The 21381-nt window shown below is 34.8% G+C and carries 18 protein-coding genes; 14 read left to right on the top strand and 4 right to left on the bottom strand.

What is annotated here, in order from left to right; all coding sequences use genetic code 11:
- From tig to Q0594_RS01510, 10 genes are all read left to right on the top strand, one after another.
- Positions 1 to 663: trigger factor (gene tig / locus Q0594_RS01555; RefSeq protein ID WP_298729252.1), on the top strand; the 663-nt coding region annotated here is incomplete at its 5' end.
- A gap of 130 nt (positions 664 to 793) precedes the next feature.
- Positions 794 to 2035: an ATP-dependent Clp protease ATP-binding subunit ClpX gene (clpX, locus tag Q0594_RS01550; protein ID WP_259948542.1), complete on the top strand. Its 1242-nt coding sequence runs from the start codon at positions 794 to 796 to the stop codon at positions 2033 to 2035.
- 100 nt (positions 2036 to 2135) lie between these two features.
- Positions 2136 to 3413, top strand: a complete 1278-nt coding sequence (locus tag Q0594_RS01545) for an MFS transporter (RefSeq protein WP_298729249.1) — start codon at positions 2136 to 2138, stop codon at positions 3411 to 3413.
- Positions 3403 to 4002, top strand: coding sequence for a ribosome biogenesis GTP-binding protein YihA/YsxC (gene yihA, locus Q0594_RS01540; RefSeq protein WP_298729248.1), 600 nt, complete (start codon positions 3403 to 3405; stop codon positions 4000 to 4002). Before Q0594_RS01545 ends, yihA begins: the two co-directional genes overlap by 11 nt.
- A 187-nt stretch (positions 4003 to 4189) precedes the next feature.
- Positions 4190 to 6055, top strand: coding sequence for a DNA primase (gene dnaG / locus Q0594_RS01535; protein WP_298729247.1), 1866 nt, complete (start codon positions 4190 to 4192; stop codon positions 6053 to 6055).
- Between the two features lie 31 nt (positions 6056 to 6086).
- Positions 6087 to 7160, top strand: a complete 1074-nt coding sequence (gene rpoD / locus Q0594_RS01530) for an RNA polymerase sigma factor RpoD (RefSeq protein ID WP_070445415.1) — start codon at positions 6087 to 6089, stop codon at positions 7158 to 7160.
- A gap of 164 nt (positions 7161 to 7324) precedes the next feature.
- On the top strand, positions 7325 to 8287 hold the full coding sequence (locus Q0594_RS01525; RefSeq protein WP_298729246.1) for an iron chelate uptake ABC transporter family permease subunit: 963 nt from the start codon (positions 7325 to 7327) through the stop codon (positions 8285 to 8287).
- The gene (locus tag Q0594_RS01520) at positions 8284 to 9261 is read left to right on the top strand and encodes an iron chelate uptake ABC transporter family permease subunit (protein WP_298729245.1); all 978 of its coding nucleotides are present in this window, start codon (positions 8284 to 8286) and stop codon (positions 9259 to 9261) included. Before Q0594_RS01525 ends, Q0594_RS01520 begins: the two co-directional genes overlap by 4 nt.
- Entirely contained in the window at positions 9251 to 10015 is a 765-nt protein-coding gene (locus tag Q0594_RS01515) for an ATP-binding cassette domain-containing protein (RefSeq protein WP_298729244.1), read from the top strand. Before Q0594_RS01520 ends, Q0594_RS01515 begins: the two co-directional genes overlap by 11 nt.
- Positions 10012 to 10977, top strand: coding sequence for an ABC transporter substrate-binding protein (locus Q0594_RS01510; protein WP_298729243.1), 966 nt, complete (start codon positions 10012 to 10014; stop codon positions 10975 to 10977). Before Q0594_RS01515 ends, Q0594_RS01510 begins: the two co-directional genes overlap by 4 nt.
- Before the next feature lie 78 nt (positions 10978 to 11055).
- Here the strand turns inward: Q0594_RS01510 and Q0594_RS01505 are convergent, their stop codons facing one another.
- The 4 genes from Q0594_RS01505 to def form a co-directional block, all read right to left on the bottom strand.
- Complete coding sequence (locus Q0594_RS01505) at positions 11056 to 12753, bottom strand: ribonuclease J (protein ID WP_070437140.1); 1698 nt, start codon at positions 12751 to 12753, stop codon at positions 11056 to 11058.
- 1 nt (position 12754) lies between these two features.
- The gene (locus Q0594_RS01500) at positions 12755 to 12970 is read right to left on the bottom strand and encodes a DNA-directed RNA polymerase subunit epsilon (protein ID WP_005605573.1); all 216 of its coding nucleotides are present in this window, start codon (positions 12968 to 12970) and stop codon (positions 12755 to 12757) included.
- A 73-nt stretch (positions 12971 to 13043) separates the two neighbouring features.
- Positions 13044 to 13751 carry an HAD family hydrolase gene (locus Q0594_RS01495; protein WP_298729241.1) on the bottom strand — a complete coding sequence of 236 codons (708 nt, stop codon included), beginning with the start codon at positions 13749 to 13751 and terminating at the stop codon, positions 13044 to 13046.
- Positions 13741 to 14301, bottom strand: coding sequence for a peptide deformylase (def, locus tag Q0594_RS01490; protein WP_298729240.1), 561 nt, complete (start codon positions 14299 to 14301; stop codon positions 13741 to 13743). The genes Q0594_RS01495 and def overlap by 11 nt, the downstream gene beginning before the upstream one ends.
- Positions 14302 to 14465: 164 nt before the next feature.
- On the opposite strand from def, the gene Q0594_RS01485 reads away from it, so the two are divergent.
- The 4 genes from Q0594_RS01485 to Q0594_RS01470 all read left to right on the top strand — a co-directional run.
- Positions 14466 to 15248, top strand: coding sequence for an isoprenyl transferase (locus Q0594_RS01485; RefSeq protein ID WP_298729239.1), 783 nt, complete (start codon positions 14466 to 14468; stop codon positions 15246 to 15248).
- Complete coding sequence (locus Q0594_RS01480) at positions 15249 to 16049, top strand: phosphatidate cytidylyltransferase (RefSeq protein WP_298729238.1); 801 nt, start codon at positions 15249 to 15251, stop codon at positions 16047 to 16049.
- Between the two features lie 14 nt (positions 16050 to 16063).
- Positions 16064 to 17329, top strand: a complete 1266-nt coding sequence (rseP, locus tag Q0594_RS01475) for an RIP metalloprotease RseP (protein ID WP_298729237.1) — start codon at positions 16064 to 16066, stop codon at positions 17327 to 17329.
- Between the two features lie 60 nt (positions 17330 to 17389).
- On the top strand, positions 17390 to 21381 hold a 3992-nt coding region (locus Q0594_RS01470), incomplete at its 3' end, for a PolC-type DNA polymerase III (RefSeq protein ID WP_298729236.1).

The following is a 21381-nucleotide window of genomic DNA, read 5'->3' as shown; positions in this document are numbered from 1 at the left end:
AAAGAAGGCGATGAAGTAGAAGTAAAAGTGACATTCCCTGAAGAATACCATGCAGAAAACTTAAAAGGTCAAGAAGCAGTATTCAAAGTGAAAGTTCACGAAGTAAAAACTAAAGAATTACCTGAATTAACAGATGAATTCGCTAAAGATGTTGATGATTCAGTTGAAACATTAGCAGAATTAAAAGAAAAATTCCGTAAAGAATTAGAAGAAGCTAAAGCAGCAGCTGCTGACGAAGCAGTAGCAGATGAAGCGTTACGTAAAGCAGTAGAAAACGCTGAAATCGTTGAATTGCCACATGAAATGGTTCATGACGAAGTTCACCGTCAAATGGAACATTACTTAAACGATATGCGTCGTAACGGAATCTCTCCTGAAATGTACTATCAAATCACTGGTACAACAGAAGCAGATTTACACAAAATGATGGAAAAAGACGCTGATGTTCGTACGAAGACTAACTTGGTATTAGAACAAATCGTTAAAGAAGAAGGCATCGAAGCAACTGATGAAGATGTAGCTAACGAAGTGAAAGAATTAGCTGCTCAATACGGTATGGAAGAAGATGCAGTTCGTGCAGCTGTTTCAGTAGATATGTTGAAAAACGATATCGCAATGAAGAAAGCATTAGCAGTGATTACAGAGTCTGCAAAAGAAGCTTAATAGATGGAAGTTTATCGCGCTGGTTTCAATATGAAATCAGCGCTTTTTTTGAAACAACTTTTCTTGTTGAAAATTAAGACTTATGGTACTCTTAATAGAAGAAATCAGGAAATAGAATGGGGGTTTCAGATTGTATAAAGATGAAACAAAACAAGTAAGATGTTCTTTTTGTGGAAAATCGCAAGAACAAGTAAAAAAAATTATCGCTGGTCCTGATGTGTTTATTTGTAATGAATGTGTTGATTTATGTAAAGAAATCATTGATGAAGAATTTTCATCTATAAGTATGGATGAAATGATTGATGTTTTAAAACCGCAAGAAATTCGTAAAGTGTTAGATGAATATGTTGTTGGTCAAGAACATGCAAAGAAATCATTAGCGGTAGCAGTGTATAATCACTATAAACGGATTAATCATTTATTGAATGAAGACGAGGACGAAGTAGAATTACAAAAAAGTAATATTTGTCTAATTGGACCAACTGGTTCTGGAAAAACATACTTAGCTCAGTCTCTTGCTCGAATTCTAAATGTGCCATTTGCCATTGCAGATGCAACTACGTTAACAGAAGCGGGTTATGTAGGAGAAGATGTGGAAAACATTCTTCTTAAATTACTGCAAGCGACTGATTATGATATTGATCGTGCTGAAAAAGGAATCATTTATATTGACGAGATTGATAAAATTGCTAAAAAAAGTGAGAATGTTTCTATTACACGAGATGTCAGCGGTGAAGGGGTTCAACAAGCTTTATTAAAAATTCTTGAAGGAACTATTGCCTCAGTCCCACCTCAAGGAGGAAGAAAACATCCTCATCAAGAGTTGATTCAAATTGATACATCTAACATTTTATTCATTGTGGGTGGAGCTTTTGATGGTATAGAAACCATTGTAAAAGAACGATTAGGTGCTAAAGTTATTGGATTTGGATCTTCTAATAAAAATTTATCAAGCCACGAAAGCCTAATGCAATTAATCATTCCAGAAGATTTGCAGAAATTTGGGTTGATTCCTGAATTTATCGGTCGTCTTCCGATTACCGCTGCATTAGAACCATTATCTAAAGAGGATTTGGTTAATATTTTAACGAAACCAAGAAATGCTTTAGTGAAACAGTATCAAAAACTCTTTGCAATGGATGATGTTGAATTGGAATTTGAACCTAAAGCACTTGATGCTATTGCCTCAAAAGCAATTGAAAGAAGAACCGGAGCTCGTGGTTTAAGAAGTATTATCGAATCTGTTATGATGGATTTAATGTTCGATATTCCAAGTCGAAATGATATTACTAAAGTTGTAGTAACTGAATCAATAGTTACAGGAACAGGACAACCTGATTTGTACGATGAAGATAATCGCCTGATATCCTAGGGAATTTCACAAATATATGGTAGGATAGAATGAGATGCGGTATTATAAGCGGTATTTCATTCTATTTTATTATTGACTATATGAATTGAGGGAGAGATATATGAGAGGGTTAAAATCCTTTATTAAAAAAAGATATTCAAAAGAAGAGTTTGCTTGGATTATGCAGGACTGGGCTAATTCTGTTTATTCATTAATGATTACAACTGCAATATTTCCTTTATTTTTCAAAACGGTAACTTCTAACGCCGGTATTTCAGCAGCGGATTCTACTGCTTATTTGGGATATGCAAACTCGATTGCAACTTTCATTGTTTCTATTATGGCACCTGTATTAGGTGCATTGGCTGATTATAAGGGATATAGAAATCCAATGTTTACGTGGAGTACGTTGATAGGGGTATTTTCGGTAGTCGGTATGATGTTTGTAGAAAGCGATCAATGGATGATTTTACTTGTTCTATATACATTGTCTGCAATCGGATATTCTGCTTCAAATATTTTCTACGATAGTTCTATCATGGATGTAACTTCCTATGATAGAATGGACAGTATTTCTGCTGTAGGTTATGGCTATGGATATATAGGTAGTGTTTTTCCATTTATCTTATTTATGATGGTCATTCAGTTTAGTGGATTAAATTCCACTGCAGTCGTAATGGTAGGGTTCTTTATTACAGCGGCTTGGTGGTTTGTGTTTACAATCCCTTATTGGAGATATGTAAAACAAAAATCATTTATTGAGAAACCTAAAAATCCTGTAAAAGATAGTTTTATCCGTTTGTGGAAGACCATTAAACATATTGGAGAACACAAACAAGTATTTCTTTTCTTATTAGCTTATTTCTTCTACATTGATGGAGTAGGAACAATTATTAAAATGGCTACTGCAATTGGTGCAGATATGGGACTTGATGGAAATAGTTTAATTGTAATTCTGTTAATCGTTCAAATTGTGGCCTTTCCGTTTAGTTTGTTCTATGGTTTTTTATCCAAAAAAATTGGCAACAAAATGACTTTATTCATAGGAATTGGTACTTATATAGTTATCTGTATTTTAGCTTTAGGTCTTAAAACGTATAATGATTTCTTATTCCTTGCTATCTTAATTGGTACGGCCCAAGGTGGGGTACAGTCTTTAAGTAGATCATTATTTGGCCAACTGATTCCAGCAAATCAGTCTAATGAATTTTTTGGATTTTATAATATTTTTGGTAAATTTTCATCCATTCTTGGAACAACATTGTTAGGAATTACTGCTCAATTGACAGGAAAATCATTGGATGGGGTATTCTCATTAGTTATCTTATTCTTAATCGGTTCAATTTTGTTATTCTTTGTTAAAATACCAGAAAAGAAAGGGTTAGAAAATGAAGGTTAATAAAGCGGAATTTACAATTAGCGCAGTTTCTCCAGCACAATATCCTGATGGAGACCTTCCTGAAATTGCTTTGTCTGGTCGTTCGAATGTTGGTAAATCTTCCTTTATCAATAAGTTGATTCAAAGAAAGAGTCTTGCTAGAACTTCTAGTAAACCTGGTAAAACACAAACGTTAAATTTTTATCATATCAATGAGCTGTTTTACTTTGTGGATGTACCAGGATATGGTTATGCAAAGGTTTCAAAGAAAGAACGTGAAAAGTGGGGAAAAATGATTGAGGAATATATTACTACTCGTCAATCATTAAGACTAGTTCTTATTTTGGTAGACTTTAGACATGAGCCGAGTCAAGAAGATGTTCAAATGAGAGAGTTTCTTGAATACTACAATATTCCTTATCGTATTGTGATGACAAAATGTGATAAGATTCCTAGAGGAAAATGGAATAAACATGTAAGTGTAATCCGTAAAGCATTTGGAAAACCTCCAGAAGATTTATTCCTGACTTTTTCTTCAGAAACTGGAGAAGGAGTAGAGAAAGCTTGGAAATTCATTGAACAATTTATTTCAAAAGAGAGCATTGCTTAATGGCTTTGCTCTCTTCTTTTTATCAGTATACTTTATAAGGTATATTGAAAGTTAAACGGATATAGTATAAAGATGATAATAACAATGTTTTGAGCGAAAAATAGAATTGATTACATTGCATTCATTTTAGAATTATGTTATATTATATGCTGTATCATTAGGCGTATTGTATGGAGGGTGTTTTTTTATGAGTCAAAGAATTTCAAAAGAAACGGTTCAAAGCATACAATCGCAAGTGAACATTCTTGATATTGTGGGTCAGTTCGTCCAATTACGAAAACAAGGAAAAAGTCTATTTGGTCGTTGTCCATTTCACGATGAAAGAACACCATCTTTCACTGTGACGGAAGAAAAACAGTTATTCCATTGTTTTAGCTGCGGGAGAGGTGGCAATGTTTTTAATTTCATGCAAGAGCTTGAAAACTTGTCTTTTCCAGAATCCGTAGTTCGAGTTGCTGAACTCTCTAACATCGATATAGACGTAGAGCTACCAACAACGCAAACGATTATTCCGAGAAAAGAGAAGAAATTATATGAGGCTCATGAAAAAGCGGCTGAGTTTTATTCTCACGTTCTTTTAAACACTAAAGGCGGGAAAGAAGCGCTTGATTATTTAGAAAATCGTGGATATACCGTCGAAACCTTAAAAGAATTCGGATTTGGTTTTTCTTTAAAAGACAGAACACAATTAGAACAAGTCCTTCAAGAATTACAATTAACGGATGAGGAAAAAGAAGCTTCAGGTCTATTTTCTGAAAAACAAAATGGTTTCTTTGATCGTTTCAATCAACGAATTATGATCCCGCTTAGAAATGAACAGGGGCAGATTATTGCTTTTTCCGGAAGAATCTTACCAGGTTATTCTGATGATTTCGCATCTCAAGCAAAATATTTAAATAGTCCAGAGACAATCCTTTTTTCAAAAAGAAATTTTCTTTTCAACTTCGACTTAGCAAAGAAAAATATTCGAAAACAGAATAAAGTGATTTTGTTTGAAGGGTATATGGATGTTATTTCTGCTTGGCAAGCGGGTGTTCCAATTGGGGTTGCTTCGATGGGGACCTCATTAACTCCTGAGCAAATACAAACTTTACAGAAGGTTACAGATACCATTTTGATTGCTTATGATGGGGATAAGGCGGGGTTAGAAGCTACGAATCGTGCAATAGAAATGATTCAAGACACTAACGCTTTCAAAATAGGGATTATTCCTTTTGATAATGGCTTGGATCCTGATGAATTCATAAAATCACGGGGAGTTCAAGCGTTTAAAGAATTAATAGAGTATTCTCAAGAAACGGTATATCAATTTAAGAAACGGTTTCTTTCTAAAAAGTATTCATTGCAAATAGAAAGCCAAAAAATTCAGTATATCGAAGAAATGATTGTAGAACTTTCTAAAATTAATAATGAAGTTGAGCTAAACTTGGCGATGAAATCTCTCGCTGATGAATTTGATTTAGATTTCTCAACCATTTTAAATCAGGTAAAACAATTACGGTTACGCTTAGGAAATCAAAAAAAGCAGTCAAATGCTGAGTCGGTTCCTCATTATCGTCAAGTTGAGAATAAACCTGCTTCAAAGAATGAGCATATCCAAAAACAATTGATGTATCGATTACTTCATAATGAACAGGCTTGGACTTATTTGAATAGAATTGATTCGGAATTCGTTTTTCATGATTCGCATTATGAACAGTTATATTTATTGTTACAATCTTTTAAGAATGAAGAGAATGAAGTTGATGTTCAACAATTTTTCTTCTTTTTAGATGATAAAGATATTTTGAACCGAAATCTTCTTTCAGAGATTGAGCTTTCTAACTTTCCACCGGATTGTACAGAACAGGAAATTCAAGATTTAGTTTATGTTTTATCGAAAAAAAATTCACTAAAAGAGCAGCTTGCTAGTAAAAAAGAAGAGTTGAATCGTGCTGCTCTTATGAAAGATGATATTTTACGCCAGCAATTGATGCGTGAAATAATGGAGATTCAACGAAAATTAAGAAATAAAATGAATGGAGGAATGGTGAATGACAGTTCAAAAAAATGAAAAAGGTCAAACACTGAATGAAGCAACTTCAATGCTTCTTGCAGAACGAAAATTATTCGGTCAAATTTTATACGATGATTTATCTGCACAAATCGCAATCCCATTTGAATTGGATGCGGAAGGAATGGATAAGTTAATTCAAAAATTTGAAGATGCAGGGGTTAGTGTTGTTGATGCAAATGGTGAACCAACAAGTCATCAGTTATCCGTTGAAAGTCAACGACAAGCTGAAGTTGGAACTGTTGAAGATGATACTGCTTTATCATCCAATACAAAAATTAATGACTCCGTTCGTATGTATTTGAAAGAAATCGGACGAGTTCCACTTCTTAGTGCGGATGAAGAGGTTGCTTTAGCTCTTCGAATTCAAGAAGGGGATACAGAGGCTAAACAAGAATTAGCTGAAGCCAACCTTCGCTTAGTAGTATCCATTGCAAAACGTTATGTAGGTCGTGGAATGCAATTCTTGGACTTAATTCAAGAAGGAAATATGGGATTAATGAAAGCTGTTGAGAAATTCGATCACACGAAAGGATTCAAATTCTCGACTTATGCGACGTGGTGGATTCGTCAAGCGATCACACGTGCGATTGCAGACCAAGCGCGTACAATTCGTATTCCAGTACATATGGTTGAAACAATCAACAAATTAGTACGTGTTCAAAGACAACTATTACAAGATTTAGGACGCGAACCTACACCGGAAGAAATTGGAGCAGAAATGGATTTACCAACTGAAAAAGTTCGTGAAATTCTAAAAATTGCCCAAGAACCAGTTTCTCTTGAAACTCCAATTGGGGAAGAGGATGATTCACATTTAGGCGATTTTATCGAAGACGATAACGCAACAAGCCCAGCTGATCATACAGCATATGCATTGTTGAAAGAGCAACTCGATGAAGTTCTTGAACAATTAACAGACCGTGAAGAAAACGTCCTTCGCTTACGTTTTGGTCTTGATAAAAACGGTGAAATCCGTACATTAGAACAAGTAGGGCAAGTATTCGGAGTTACTCGTGAACGTATTCGTCAAATTGAAGCGAAAGCATTACGTAAATTACGCCACCCAAGTCGTTCTAAACAATTAAAAGATTTCTTAGATTAAGAATTGAGTATGAGAAGCAGTCTTTAAGGATTGCTTCTTTTTTTGTTTGCAATTTTTATGAAAACTTCATTATTTTAACGGAAAAGGGTTTAAATCTAGTGAATAATTTGGTAAACTAACAAATATGGTAATTGAGAATGATTATCAATTAGAAAAGAGAGAACATGAAAAGAGTTAGTTATTTATTCATATTATTAGTTTTTTTAAGCGTTATTTCGCTCTCAGTCGGAGCGTCTAGTTTCTCTTGGAATGAATTGTTTAGTGGAGGAGAAAGTGTTACTCAACTATTTTGGCAATCAAGGGTTCCAAGATTATTCAGCATTCTATTATCTGCTTCGGCGATGAGTGTATCTGGATTATTAATGCAGACGATTACTCAAAATGAGTTTTCTTCTCCAAGTACAATTGGTACGGTCGACGCCGCAAAATTAGGATTGATGATGAGTTTATTGTTATTCCCATCACCTGGACTGTTAGAAAAGATGGCAACGTCATTTGTGTTTGCGATTGGGTTCTCGGCCCTTTTTATCGCATTACAGCAACATCTATCACTTAAACAAAAATGGATGATTCCTTTAATTGGATTGATTTTTGGTGGAGTGATTGGAGCCTGCACTCAGTTTATTGCGTATCAATTTCAGCTTGTCCAAAGTTTATCGTCGTGGATGCAAGGTTCATTTTCGATGATTCAAACCAATCAGTATGAGTGGTTGTACTTATGCTTGTTTGTTTTAGTGATTAGTATTATTTTCGCCCATTATTACACAGTCGTAAGCATGGGGGAAGATATTAGTCGAAATCTCGGCGTTCCAGTCAAGCGAATGGAGTCATTAACATTAGTGTTAATCGCTCTCACAACGAGTGTAACGATGATTACGGTTGGTAGTTTGCCGTTCATAGGAGTGATTGTCCCAAATATCGTACGCATGAGGTATGGCTCTCAGATGAAAGTTCTAGTACCGCTGACAATGCTTGTTGGTGCCTGCCTTGTGTTAGCTTGTGACATTATTGCTCGCATAGTGATTGCGCCTTACGAAATTTCCGTAAGTATCATTCTAAGCATTATTGGTGCTGCGCTCTTTATTTTCCAAGTGATTCTCCTGGAAAAGAAAGGAGGAGGCCTATGAAAAAGAAAACAAGATTCTTACTAGTGGGACTTTTAGTGGTCGCTGTTTTATTGATAGTTGCCTATTTATTAATTCCAACAAAGAATAGTACTACAATCTCAAGTTTCATATTGAATAGACGATTATTAAAACTACTCGTCATTATCATCGTATCTTTTGCGATACCGATTTCGACCGTAAGTTTTCAAACAGTGGCGCAAAATCGATTTTTAACACCTGGTGTTTTAGGTATTGAGAGTTTATTTGTTTTTATTCAAAGTGGTCTATATTATTTTGAAAGTTTAATAGGGTTAAAAGTAGAACAGTCAGCCCTTATTTATGCTGTTACAATTACTATTCAGATAATGCTGTTACTGTTATTAATGAACGTCTCTAAAGGAATGCTTCTTTCTAATTTTAAAGTGTTATTGTTACTGACAATGGCATTTTCAATGCTTCTTAGAAATGCAAGTACATTCTTACAAGTATTAATGGATCCAAATGAATTTGATAAACTCCAAAGCTCTCTTTATCCTTCATTCCAAAAGATGAATGCACAACCAATATTGATATTCGGAGCTCTAGTATTATTTGGCTTGTTAATGATAGTGTTCTTTAAATTAAGGCATAAGCTCGATGCTCTTCATTTAGGAGTAGATGGGGCTAAAATGTTAGGGATCAATACGAAACGACTTATTAATGTAGTGATTGTTATTGTGATTATTATGACGAGTCTGTCTACGATTCTAGTAGGGCCACTTCAGTTTTTAGGCTTTATGATCGCTAACTTAACCTACCAATTAACGAAAGAATACAAGCATAGCGTTTTATGGATATTTTCAGCCACTATAGGGCTTGTGATAGTGCTCGCTGCACAGTTAATCGTTGAACGCATATTCCTTCTTACAATCCCGATTAGCGTTTTTATCGAAGGGATTGGAGGAGTATTGTATTTAATCTTATTAGTGAAAGGAGCAAAGACTGATGCAGCTTAAAGGTGTTACAAAAAAATATCGACATCTAGTTGTTGATAATGTGGATTTAGAAGTATCAAAACAGCGATTGACTGCCTTTATAGGACCAAATGGTGCTGGAAAATCAACGCTTTTAGGGATGATGAGTCGGCTTCTTCCTAAAGACGAAGGATTTATATTTATCAACGGTCAAGAAGTTGAAGCATGGAGCTCAACAGAATTAGCAAAAGAACTCGCTGTTTTAAAACAAAACCAGCAGGTACATGTCAGGATGACGGTAGAAGAATTTGTTCGCTTTGGTCGTTTCCCTTATACAAAAGGAAAAATAACCAAAGAGGACGAGCATATCGTAGAAGAGGCGCTTGTGAATACAAATCTTACTTCTTTTAGAACGCAGGACATTGGAACTTTATCTGGAGGCCAGTATCAACGAGCGCTCATTGCGATGGTTTTGGCTCAGGATACAGAATGGATTTTACTGGATGAACCATTAAATCATCTAGATTTAAAACAAGCATATGAAGTAATGAATTTACTGAGATTCTTAGTCGATGAAAAAGAAAAATCGATTGTGATTGTGATGCATGATTTAAATATGGCAAGTAATTTCTCAGATGAAATTGCTTGTTTTAAAGATGGAAAGTGTATCATCCATGATACAGTCGATAAAGTGATGAAAGATGATGTGTTATCAGCTTTATATGAAATTCCACTAGAAGTCGTTGAATTGAATGATAAAAAAATATGTATTATTAAGAACGGAGAATTAAAATGAAAAAAATTTTAACTTTAATTAGTTTAGTAGCTGTATTTATCCTTGCAGCTTGCGGACAAACAACAAAAACAGATGGAGCTACGACTCAAACTCAAGCTGTTGCAGAAGAAAAGAGTGAAGTGACTCTTACAAACGGGAAAGAAGAAGTAAAAGTTAAAACAAAACCGAAGAAAATTGTTGTATTTGATTTAGGGGTTGCCGATACAATTCGCGAACTTGGTTTTGTTGATCATATTGTAGGGATGCCTTTAAAAACTTTGCCTAAGTACTTAAAAGATTTACCTTCAAGTATCCAACCAACTGGATCAATGGTGGAGCCAGATATTGAGGCCATCGCTGCATTAGAACCAGATTTAATCATCGCTTCAGGTCGTACAATTAAATATTTAGACCAATTAAAAGAAATCGCACCAACTGTTATTTTTTCAGTGGACCAAAAAGACTACTGGAATTCAGTGTCTAAAAACATCCGCTTGGTAGCATCACTATTTGGTAAAGAGGCTGAGACGAAAGCAGAAGAAGAAATTAAATCACTAGAAGCTTCGATTAAGAAAGTGGCTGATGTGAATGAAAAATCAACTAATAAAACATTAACTTTAATGCTTAACGAAGGAAAGATGTCCGCATTTGGCGCAGATTCACGTTTTGCATTCCTTTATCAATCCCTCAAATTCAAAGGAACTGATGCTAAGATTGAAGATAGTCGTCATGGACAAGAAATGAGTTTTGAAACTATCAAGGAAATTAATCCTGACACGATTATCATACTGAACCGTACATTAGCAATTGGTGGAGATAATTCAAATGCTGATACAATTTTAAGCAATGCATTATTTAAAGAAACAAACGCTGTGAAGAATAACCGTGTCATCCAGTTAACTTCTGACTTATGGTATCTCAGCGGTGGTGGATTACAATCCACTAAATTAATGATTGAAGATGTTCAAAAAGTACTCCAATAATGAAAGTAAACTATAACAGCTAGTTTAAGTTCGATAGAAAAGAGGTGTGCCGCAATCGCGGTACACCTCTTAATTTGTTTATTCTAAAGTATCTGCTTCAGTAACTCCTAAAATTACTGGAAGAATCATTGGATGACGTTCGGTTTTCTTAAATAAGAATGGACCTAAAACGTCTGTGATTTTATTTCTGAGAGAACGTTCATTTAGTACTTCTTCAGTATCAGAAAGCAATTCTTCAATTTCATCACGAAGGATAGCTTGTGCCTCATTTAGAAGTTGACCAGACTCTTTCATGTAGATAAACCCACGAGAGAGCATATCCGGACCAGCTACTAGTTCACGGTTTTCATAGTCAACAGTAGCTACACAGATAACTAAACCATCTTGAGAAAGTGTCTTACGATCTCGTAAAACAATATTTCCGATATCACCAATTCCATTACCATCAACGTAAACATCTCCAGCAAAGAAGTGGCCAGCTCGACGTGCTGAATCAGCAGTTACTGCAAGAACATCTCCATTACTCAAGATAAATGAGTTTTCTTTTGGGATACCTACTTGAGTCGCAAGATTTGCTTGAATCTTCTGCATACGATATTCACCATGAACTGGAACGAAGTATTTAGGTTTCATTAAGCGAAGCATTAACTTTTGTTCTTCTTGAGAACCATGTCCAGAAGTGTGAATATTGTTTACTTTACCATGAATAACTTCAGCACCAGCTTCAGATAGAAGGTTGATAACCCGGTTAACGCTAGAAGTGTTACCTGGGATCGGTGAACTTGAGAAGATGACTGTATCCCCTGGTTGAATAGAAATTTGGCGGTGAGTTCCATTTGCTATACGGCTAAGGGCAGCCATTGGTTCCCCTTGAGATCCTGTACACAAAATTATGACTTTCTCAGAAGGGTACTGATTGATTTCTCGTCCATCGATAAAAGTATCATCTGGCGCCTGAATATAGCCTAGTTCTCTGGCGGTTCGGAAACTAGCTTCCATACTACGTCCGAATACAGCTAATTTTCGTCCGGTTGCAACAGCAACATCTGTTACTTGTTTTAGACGAGAAACGTTTGATGCGAATGTCGCAAAAATAATTCGTCCATCCACACGTTGGATAATTTCTTTAATTGATTTTCCAACGACTTGTTCAGATTGAGTAAATCCAGGAACTTCAGAGTTTGTACTATCTCCTAAGAGAACAAGGACGCCTTCTGAACCAATTTGTGCCATACGGTGAAGGTTCGCTGGTTCTCCAACTGGAGTAAAGTCGAATTTATAGTCACCTGTAAACACGATATTTCCTGGAGGAGTTTTAATCACGATTCCAAATGCATCTGGAATAGAGTGGGTAGTGCGATAGAAACTCACTTGTGTTTTACGGAATTTAATCACGCTGTCTTCGTCAATTTCGTGGAGAATCGCATCTCTTAAAAGTCCGTGTTCTTCTAATTTATTTCGAATAAGGGACATCGCAAGTTTCGTTGCATAAATAGGGATGTTCGCTTGCTTAATTAAGAAAGGAATCCCACCAATATGGTCTTCGTGTCCGTGTGAAATAAATAGCCCTTTTACTTTATTAATATTTTGAACGATATAACTATAATCGGGTATCACGTAGTCGATTCCGAGTAAATCATCTTCAGGGAATTTAATACCGGCATCCAAAATGATGAGTTCATCTTGGAATTGAACGCCATAAGTGTTTTTACCGATTTCGCCTAAACCGCCAAAAGCAAATACGCCCGTTTCGTTGTTTTTAATATTTGGTTTCATTTTATTTGAACACCGTTAATTTAAATTCTGGGTTTTGTTTTTCGTAAGCTAGGTGTTTCTCATCTAGCTCTTGGATGAACTCTACGTTGTATTCAGTATTTTCATCAACAAGGCGACGGGCTTCTACCTTGTCACTTGCTTCGATATACAAAGCTTCTGTGTTTTCACGACGTGGAGCCTCTGTTTTTGTTGGTTGGTATGTAATTTTAAAAATCATGTATTTACTCCTTTAATTTTTTTCATAATGTTTCTATCATATTTTAGCATAGAATGCTTCTGTTTTCATAATTTTATAAGTCGAAAGAGCATTCATCAATCAATTTTTCTAACAATTGATTAGGAGTTGAAAGAGGATAGCTCGTTAGAAACGGTATGGTTTCGTCATACTTGAAATAAACTGTATTCCAATTTCTTTGTTTAGCACCCAAAATATCGTTATGTAAATCATCACCAATCATCCAAAATTTTGATGGAGAGGTATTAGAAAATAATCTTTCAACATTTATAAAAGCTTCTTGTTCAGGTTTTTTAACTCCTGTATCTTCAGAAATAAAAATTTTTTCTGAAGTAAACCATTTATTTAGATTTAACGAATGAATTTTCTTTAATTGATGGTCTGTTGGTCCATTTGTTAGAAGTACTAAATTAGCTCTTGGTGATAGGTAATCAAAAAATGAAACCCAATCTTTATCTAATTGAATATGATCCATCATAAACTGGTATTGTTTTTTAAACGTCAACGTTTCTTTTGATGAAGAGGGCAATCCTAAAGCTGATAATGTATTTTGAACACGTAAAAAATGGTTCTCTTCCAATGAAATTTGTCCTTGAGAAAATAATTCAAAGGCTTCATCACTTTTTTCTTGATAAATTTTATACGAACTCTCGTCAAATGAATGATTAGGATAGATTTCTTTTAAAGTATCTAAAAATATTTTCTTTTTGGAATATAAAGTATCATCTAAATCAAATACCAAAATGGGATTCTTATTCTCCAATGACAACGGCTCCTTTAGGAATATACATTGGCTGTGATTGGTTGATATGGTCATAAAACATAACGCCATTTAAGTGATCAATTTCATGTTGAACTACGATGGCTTCATAATCAGTTAAAGTACGAACGAATTCATCACCGTTGATATCTTGATATTTAACCGTAATCCGTTCTGGGCGAAGTACAATACCTGGAACTTCACGATTAACAGATAAGCATCCTTCTCCTTCTTTTAAACAAGCTTTTTTAACGGATTCTCTCATTATGCGAGGATTAATCCAGACTTCATCTAGAATCGCTTCTTCTTCCTCAAAACCTGGAACGAGTAGAGCAATCATTTGAATGCTTTTTCCAAGTTGAGGTGCTGCTAAGCCGACACCTGCGCGTAATCCGTATTTTTCTGCAATTTCAGGATTTTGGCTGTTATGTAAAAATTCAAGCATCTCTTTAGCTAATTCTTGATGCTCAGGTGAAAGAGGAAAGGTAAGTTTTTCTGCACGTTTTCTTAGAGCAGGATGTCCCTCTAGCACGATATCCTTCATAGTAATCATGGCATGACTCCTTTATTTGTTTCATAAATCTGTCTATAAGTATAACATTTTTCCCTTTATAAACCAATGTATTCAGTAGGTTATATTTTTTTTAATCTTGAAAATAGAATACTATAAAAGAACTGCAACATCTGTTACAATAGAAAGGAAATACATGAAAAGGAATGGATGCCATGGTTTTTTGGAAGAAACAATCAAAGAAAGAAGATGCAACGGAAATAATTTCTTTAGATTCTAATAATATCCCAAAACACATTGCCGTTATTATGGATGGAAATGGGCGCTGGGCGAAAAAACGTAATCTTCCTAGAATAGCAGGACATAAAGAGGGAATGAGCACTGTTAAAAGAATTGCTATTGCTGCTGATGAATTGGGCGTGAAAGCAATGACTTTATATGCTTTTAGTACTGAAAATTGGAAAAGACCAACTGAAGAAGTCAGTTTTTTAATGAAATTACCGGGTGATTTTTTTGGAACATTCATGCCAGAACTCCAAGAGAGAAATATGAAGATTCAATTAATTGGGTTTATTGATGAATTACCTGAAGCAACAAAAAGCATTGTTTTAAAAGCTGTAGAAGACACCAAAAATAATACTGGAATGGTTTTAACATTTGCTTTGAATTATGGTTCGCGTGCTGAAATTATTGAGGCAACGAAGGCAATATCTATGCTTGTAAAACAAGGCGAATTGGAAATCGAAAATATTGATGAAGCTATTTTTGAAGCGCATTTACAAACTCAATTTTTAGGAGAATTACAAAACCCTGACTTAATGATACGTACGAGCGGAGAAGTTAGATTGAGTAATTTTTTACTATGGCAATTAGCTTATAGTGAATACTATTTTACGGATATCTTTTGGCCTGATTTCTCTGAAGAAGATTTGCATAAAGCTATTCAAACATATCAGAGTAGACATCGACGTTATGGAGGACTTGCTTAGATGGGGAAAAGAGTTATTACTGCTTTAATCGCTTTGGGAATCTTCCTTCCTTTATTATATGAAGGTGGAATAGGCCTTCGAACACTATTTCTTTTATTATCTACCGTTGGGATTTATGAATTTTTCCAAATGAAAAAAATGAACATATTTTCTGTTGAAGGTGTATTAACAATATTAGCAACGTTGTCATTTTTATTTTCACAAAGACCATTGGTAGCTTTACCTAGAGGAATAGATTATTTCTTCATTTATTTCCTTATAGTCATGCTATTAATGACATTAACAGTATATAAAAGTGATCGATTCTCATTTGAAGATGCTGCTTTTTGCTCCCTCATTTCTCTATACGTTGGTGGAGGTTTTTCAGGGATTTTATTTGTCAGAAGTATTAGTTTCGGAATGGCAATTTTTGTGTTCTTAATTATTTGGGAGACAGACTCCTTTGCTTATATTTTTGGACGAAAATTTGGAAAACATAAATTAGCACCTGATATCAGTCCGAATAAAACAATTGAGGGTTCTATTGGAGGGGTGATTGGTTCTTTAGGATTAGGATTACTAGTTGTACCATTCTATAATCCAGTTAATTTTTCCGTTTTAGAGTTTGTTTTATTAATTGTTAGCTTATCAGTTTTTGGACAGTTGGGAGATTTAGTAGAGTCTGCATATAAGAGACAGTTTAATGTTAAGGATTCGGGAAAACTATTTCCTGGACATGGTGGGGTCTTAGATCGATTTGATTCTACATTTTTTGCAATGTTTATGTTCCAAATTATTTATAAATTCTTTGGAAATAATTAAGAGAGGTGAAAGAGTTGCAAGCAATTATTGCATTCTTGTTTGTTTTTAGTGTTATTGTTATAATTCACGAATTTGGTCACTATTATTTTGCTAAGAAAGCTGGAATTTTAGTTAGAGAATTTGCAATCGGAATGGGGCCAAAAATTTTTCAGGTTCGTAAAGGTGAAACGGTGTATACATTAAGATTATTGCCAATTGGTGGTTATGTTAGAATGGCAGGTCATGATGAGGATGAACAAGAAATTAAACCTGGAATGATGATTACTATTGAATTGGATAAAGAAAATATTGTTCAAAAACTAAACTTTGATGAACATTTAATCATTGAAAATTCAGTCCCTTTCCAAATAGAAGAAGCTGATTTGCATCGTTCAATGACTTTAAGTGGCTACTTTGTCAATTCAGAAGAAAAAGTAAATTTAACGGTTTCTAAGCAAGCAACAATCATTGAGAGTGATGGTACGGAGGTTGTTGTCGCACCGATTGAACGTCAATTTAACTCTGCCAGTTTATGGAATCGAATTAAAACGAATGCTGCAGGACCAATGAATAATTTTATTTTATCCATCATCATTTTTATTATCGTAGGATTTATGCAAGGTGGAGTGCCTTCTAATGATCCAGTAGTAGGTCAAGTTAGTGATCAATCTGCTGCTCAAGAAGCTGGACTTCAAACATCGGATAAAATTATCTCGATTGACGGAGTAGATATTCACTCATGGGATGAAATGACTTCAATTGTTCGTTCAAGTGCGGATAAGACCCTTTCAGTGACGATTCAAAGAAATGGTGATACCAAAAACGTTAGTATCACTCCAAAATCAGTTGAAGGGCAAAACGGAAGTAAAATAGGTCAACTAGGTGTGACTAGAACTTTAGATAATAGTATTTTATCGATTCTTGGATATGGATTTTCACAAACAATCAGTGTAATTGTGTTGGTATTGTCTGCATTAGGATCAATTTTTACTAAAGGTTTTAATTTAAATCAACTTGGTGGACCAGTGGCTATTTACAGCTTGACCTCACAGGTTGCTAAGAATGGTTTAATAGACTTACTTTCATTTATGGGAATGATTAGTGCTAATCTTGGAGTAATGAATCTTTTACCAATTCCTGCTTTAGATGGAGGAAAACTTGTTTTAAACTTTATCGAAGGAATAAGAAAGAAACCATTAGATCCTGAAAAAGAAGGGTATTTAACGATTGTAGGAGCTATCTTCCTTTTTGCATTAATGCTTCTTGTTACTTGGAATGATATTATGAAATTATTTAATTAACTTAAGAGTGTTTCTACATCCGTAGAACACTCTTCTTATGTAATAAAAGAGGAGGAAACAATGAGTCAATCACATAAAGATTTAATGAAAAAAGTAATTGAACAATTTGATATTGCTGATGTTAATGTTTTCTCACCGGATTTTGATGACGCTAAGTTATTACGAATTGACATTTCAAAATCAAATCAAAATTGGATTTTTCATATTCATAATCCAAATATATTTCTCTTTGAAAAATTTCAATTGTTTACTGAATTATTGAGCAGAAATTACGAGCGCTTTGGTGGGGCAAAAACAATCATAACAACTGAAGAAAACGTGATTGTAAATGAAACTTTAATTCAGGATTACTGGGCTTATATACTTGATGCTATAAAGGATGAATCATCCGTTTCTCATCAAATATTGTTAGGACAAACACCGAAGTTCGTAAATAATCAAATTCAAATTCATTGTCCGAATGAATTAACGAAAACTCACTTAGTAAAAAATTGTATTCCAAAGATTCAGCAAGCGTATATGGAAGTTGGGTTTCCAAAATTAGGAATTCACATCCAATTAGATGATGAAATGCATGAAAAAATGACGGAGCTTTTTGAGCAAAAGGAACAACAAATACAGGATGATTTTAATGAAGCTCAAAAGAACGCTCAAATGATGTCAAGTTCCACTCAAAAGAACAAACCTATGTCTACTAACTCCAAGCAAGAGGGAGTCATTTATGGAAAAATCATCAAATCTAATTCTGAAACGAGAGCCATTGCTGATATTTTTGAAGAAGAACGAAATGTAGTTATTGAAGGTAAAATTTTTGATATTGAACTTCGCAGAGGGAAAGCAAAAGGAAAGCTTTTCGGAAATATTAAACTTACAGATTACACTTCATCAATCAGCGCAACCTTATTCCCTTCGACACCTGAAGATGAAGCAGCGTTAGAAGGATTAAAAAAAGGTACCTGGGTAAAGGCATTTGGTAGTATAGAAGTTAATAAATATTCTCAAGAACTCGGTATGATTATTCGAGATATGAATTTAGTTAAGCACGAAGGAAGAAAGGATACTTTTGAAGGAGAAAAACGTGTTGAATTGCATATGCATACGAATATGTCTGTAATGGATGCAACGAATTCTCCAAGTGATTTAATAAGTCAGGCTGCTAAATGGGGACATAAGGCGATTGCGATTACAGATCATGCGAATTTACAAGCTTATCCTGAAGCTCATGGTGCAGGAAAGAAGAACGGAATTAAGATTCTTTATGGTTTAGAAGGAAATATTGTTGATGACCATGTGAATGTAGCATACAATCCTCAGCATATTTTATTAGAAGATGCTACTTATGTAGTCTTTGACGTTGAAACAACGGGACTTTCTGCAATTTATGATAGTATTATCGAATTAGCAGCCGTCAAAATGAAGAATGGAGTAGTGATTGATAAGTTCGAAGAATTTATTGATCCTGGTCATCCACTATCCGCAACGACGATTCAACTAACGGGGATTACCGATGATATGGTCAGAGGTTCTAAATCAGTTGAACAAGTGTTAAAAGAATTCCATGAGTTTTCTAAAGATTGTATCTTAGTTGCGCATAATGCTAGCTTTGATATGGGATTTTTAAATACAGGCTATGAGAATGTTGGAATTGAACGAACTGAACAACCAGTTATCGATACTTTAGAATTATCTCGTATGCTTCATCCACAATTGAAATCGCACCGTTTAAATACACTTGCAAAACGTTATAATGTTGCTTTAGAACAACACCACCGTGCCGTATATGATTCTGAAACAACGGGTTATTTATGTCATATTTTCCTGAAAGAGGCAGCAAATGACCATCAACTTTTATATCATGATGAATTAAATACAAATATTCATCCAGAAGAAGTATTTAAGAATGGCCGTCCTTTCCATGCAACAATTTTTGCAAAAGATCAAGCTGGATTAAAGGAATTATTCAAGGTAGTTTCTCAATCCAATATTCAGTATTATTACCGAGTTCCTCGTATTTTAAGAAGCATGCTTTCTAGTCGAAGAGATTCATTTTTGCTAGGTTCGGGATGTGCTGAAGGTGAAGTTTTTGAAGCGATGATGCAAAAAGGGTATAACGAAGCGAAAGAAAAAGCGAAGTTTTATGATTACATCGAGATTATGCCAAAAGCTATTTATCGTCCTCTTATTAAAAAAGAATTAATTCGAAATGAACATCACTTAGAAGAAATTATACAAAACTTAGTGAGATTAGGGGATGAACTTGGAAAACCAGTTGTGGCAACTGGGAATGTTCATTATTTAAATCCTGAAGATAAAATTTATAGAGAAATACTGTTAACTTCAGTCAATAATGGAGTTCCGCAAGAGTATCCTGATGCTCATTTAAGAACAACGGATGAAATGTTGAAAGAATTCGCATTTCTTGGAGAAGATAAAGCTTATGAGGTAGTCGTTACAAATTCTAATTGGGTTAGCGAACAATTAGAGGAAATTACACCTGTAAAAGATGATTTATATACTCCAAAAATTGAAGGAGCAGAGGATGAGATTACTAAACTAAGTTATGATAAAGCCCATGAATGGTATGGGAACCCTCTTCCTAAAATTGTAGACGATCGTATTAAGAAAGAACTAAAAAGTATTATTGGAAATGGCTTTTCCGTAATTTATTTAATTGCTCAAAAACTTGTATTAAAGAGTAATCAGGACGGATATTTAGTTGGTTCTCGTGGGTCTGTAGGTTCATCTTTAGTAGCTACTTTAACTGGAATTACCGAAGTGAATCCGTTAGCACCTCACTATAGATGTCCACAGTGCCAATTTTCAGAATTCTTTGACGATGGATCAGTAGGTTCAGGTTTTGACTTACCGGAAAAAAACTGTCCAAGATGTAATACCAGAATGGTTAAAGATGGACATGACATTCCTTTTGAAACTTTCTTAGGCTTCTATGGAGACAAAGTTCCTGATATTGATTTAAACTTTAGTGGAGAATATCAACCGCAAGCACATAACTATACGAAAGTTCTTTTCGGTGAAGATTATGTCTATCGTGCTGGAACTATTAGTACGGTTGCTGATAAGACAGCTTTTGGTTATGTGAAAGGCTATGAAAGAGATTTAGGATTAGAGTTCAGACAAGCTGAAGTTGAAAGACTTGCAAATGGCTGTACTGGAGTGAAACGAAGTACCGGTCAACACCCAGGAGGGATTATTGTTATTCCAGATTATATGGATGTGTACGACTTTACACCAATTCAATATCCAGCTGATGATTTGAGTGCAGAGTGGAGAACAACCCACTTTGACTTCCACTCGATTCACGATAATGTATTGAAACTTGATATTCTTGGACACGATGATCCAACCGTAATTCGGATGTTACAAGACTTATCAGGAATGGATCCAAAATCAATTCCTCCAGATGATCCAGAAGTAATGAAAATTTTCGGTGGTACTGAAGTTTTAGGTGTTACACCCGAACAAATTGACTCGAATACAGGAACTCTTGGGATTCCAGAATTTGGTACAAAATTCGTTCGAGGGATGCTTGAACAGACAAAACCAAACACATTTACGGAGCTCCTTCAAATCTCTGGTCTATCCCATGGTACGGACGTGTATCTTGGAAATGCCGAAGAATTAATTCGACTTCATAATATTCCACTTTCCGAAGTTATTGGATGTCGTGACGATATTATGGTGTACTTAATCCATAAAGGCGTTGAAGAAGGTGTAGCTTTCAAAATTATGGAAGGTGTTCGTAAAGGAAAAGGGATTCCTGATGACTTCCAGGCTATTATGAGAGAAAATAATGTACCTGAATGGTATATTCAATCTTGTTTAAAAATTAAGTATATGTTCCCGAAAGCCCATGCAGCTGCCTACGTTTTGATGGCGCTACGTGTAGCTTGGTTTAAGGTTCATAAACCATTGTTATACTACTGCGCTTATTTCTCAGTACGTGCACAAGATTTTGATATCGTTGCAATGTCTCAAGGAAAAGAGATGATTAAGAAACGAATTAAAGAAATTAGGGAAAAGGGAATGGAAGC

The sequence above is a fragment of the uncultured Granulicatella sp. genome (assembly GCF_938030755.1).
Taxonomy (GTDB): Bacteria; Bacillota; Bacilli; order Lactobacillales; family Aerococcaceae; genus Granulicatella.
The sequence above is the reverse complement of the archived record's forward strand: the minus strand, read 5'-3'. Positions and strand labels throughout refer to the sequence as shown.

Excerpts from the sequence above, each read along its gene's own strand:
- Q0594_RS01515 (WP_298729244.1), top strand. The coding sequence starts at position 9,251 with ATGCAGCTTAAAGGTGTTACAAAAAAATATCGACATCTAGTTGTTGAT.
- Q0594_RS01485 (WP_298729239.1), top strand. The coding sequence starts at position 14,466 with ATGGATGCCATGGTTTTTTGGAAGAAACAATCAAAGAAAGAAGATGCA.
- Q0594_RS01520 (WP_298729245.1), top strand. The coding sequence starts at position 8,284 with ATGAAAAAGAAAACAAGATTCTTACTAGTGGGACTTTTAGTGGTCGCT.
- yihA (WP_298729248.1), top strand. The coding sequence starts at position 3,403 with ATGAAGGTTAATAAAGCGGAATTTACAATTAGCGCAGTTTCTCCAGCA.
- Q0594_RS01505 (WP_070437140.1), bottom strand. The coding sequence starts at position 12,753 with ATGAAACCAAATATTAAAAACAACGAAACGGGCGTATTTGCTTTTGGC.
- rpoD (WP_070445415.1), top strand. The coding sequence starts at position 6,087 with ATGCTTCTTGCAGAACGAAAATTATTCGGTCAAATTTTATACGATGAT.
- Q0594_RS01510 (WP_298729243.1), top strand. The coding sequence starts at position 10,012 with ATGAAAAAAATTTTAACTTTAATTAGTTTAGTAGCTGTATTTATCCTT.
- Q0594_RS01525 (WP_298729246.1), top strand. The coding sequence starts at position 7,325 with ATGAAAAGAGTTAGTTATTTATTCATATTATTAGTTTTTTTAAGCGTT.
- dnaG (WP_298729247.1), top strand. The coding sequence starts at position 4,190 with ATGAGTCAAAGAATTTCAAAAGAAACGGTTCAAAGCATACAATCGCAA.
- def (WP_298729240.1), bottom strand. The coding sequence starts at position 14,301 with ATGATTACTATGAAGGATATCGTGCTAGAGGGACATCCTGCTCTAAGA.
- Q0594_RS01500 (WP_005605573.1), bottom strand. The coding sequence starts at position 12,970 with ATGATTTTTAAAATTACATACCAACCAACAAAAACAGAGGCTCCACGT.
- Q0594_RS01545 (WP_298729249.1), top strand. The coding sequence starts at position 2,136 with ATGAGAGGGTTAAAATCCTTTATTAAAAAAAGATATTCAAAAGAAGAG.
- Q0594_RS01480 (WP_298729238.1), top strand. The coding sequence starts at position 15,249 with ATGGGGAAAAGAGTTATTACTGCTTTAATCGCTTTGGGAATCTTCCTT.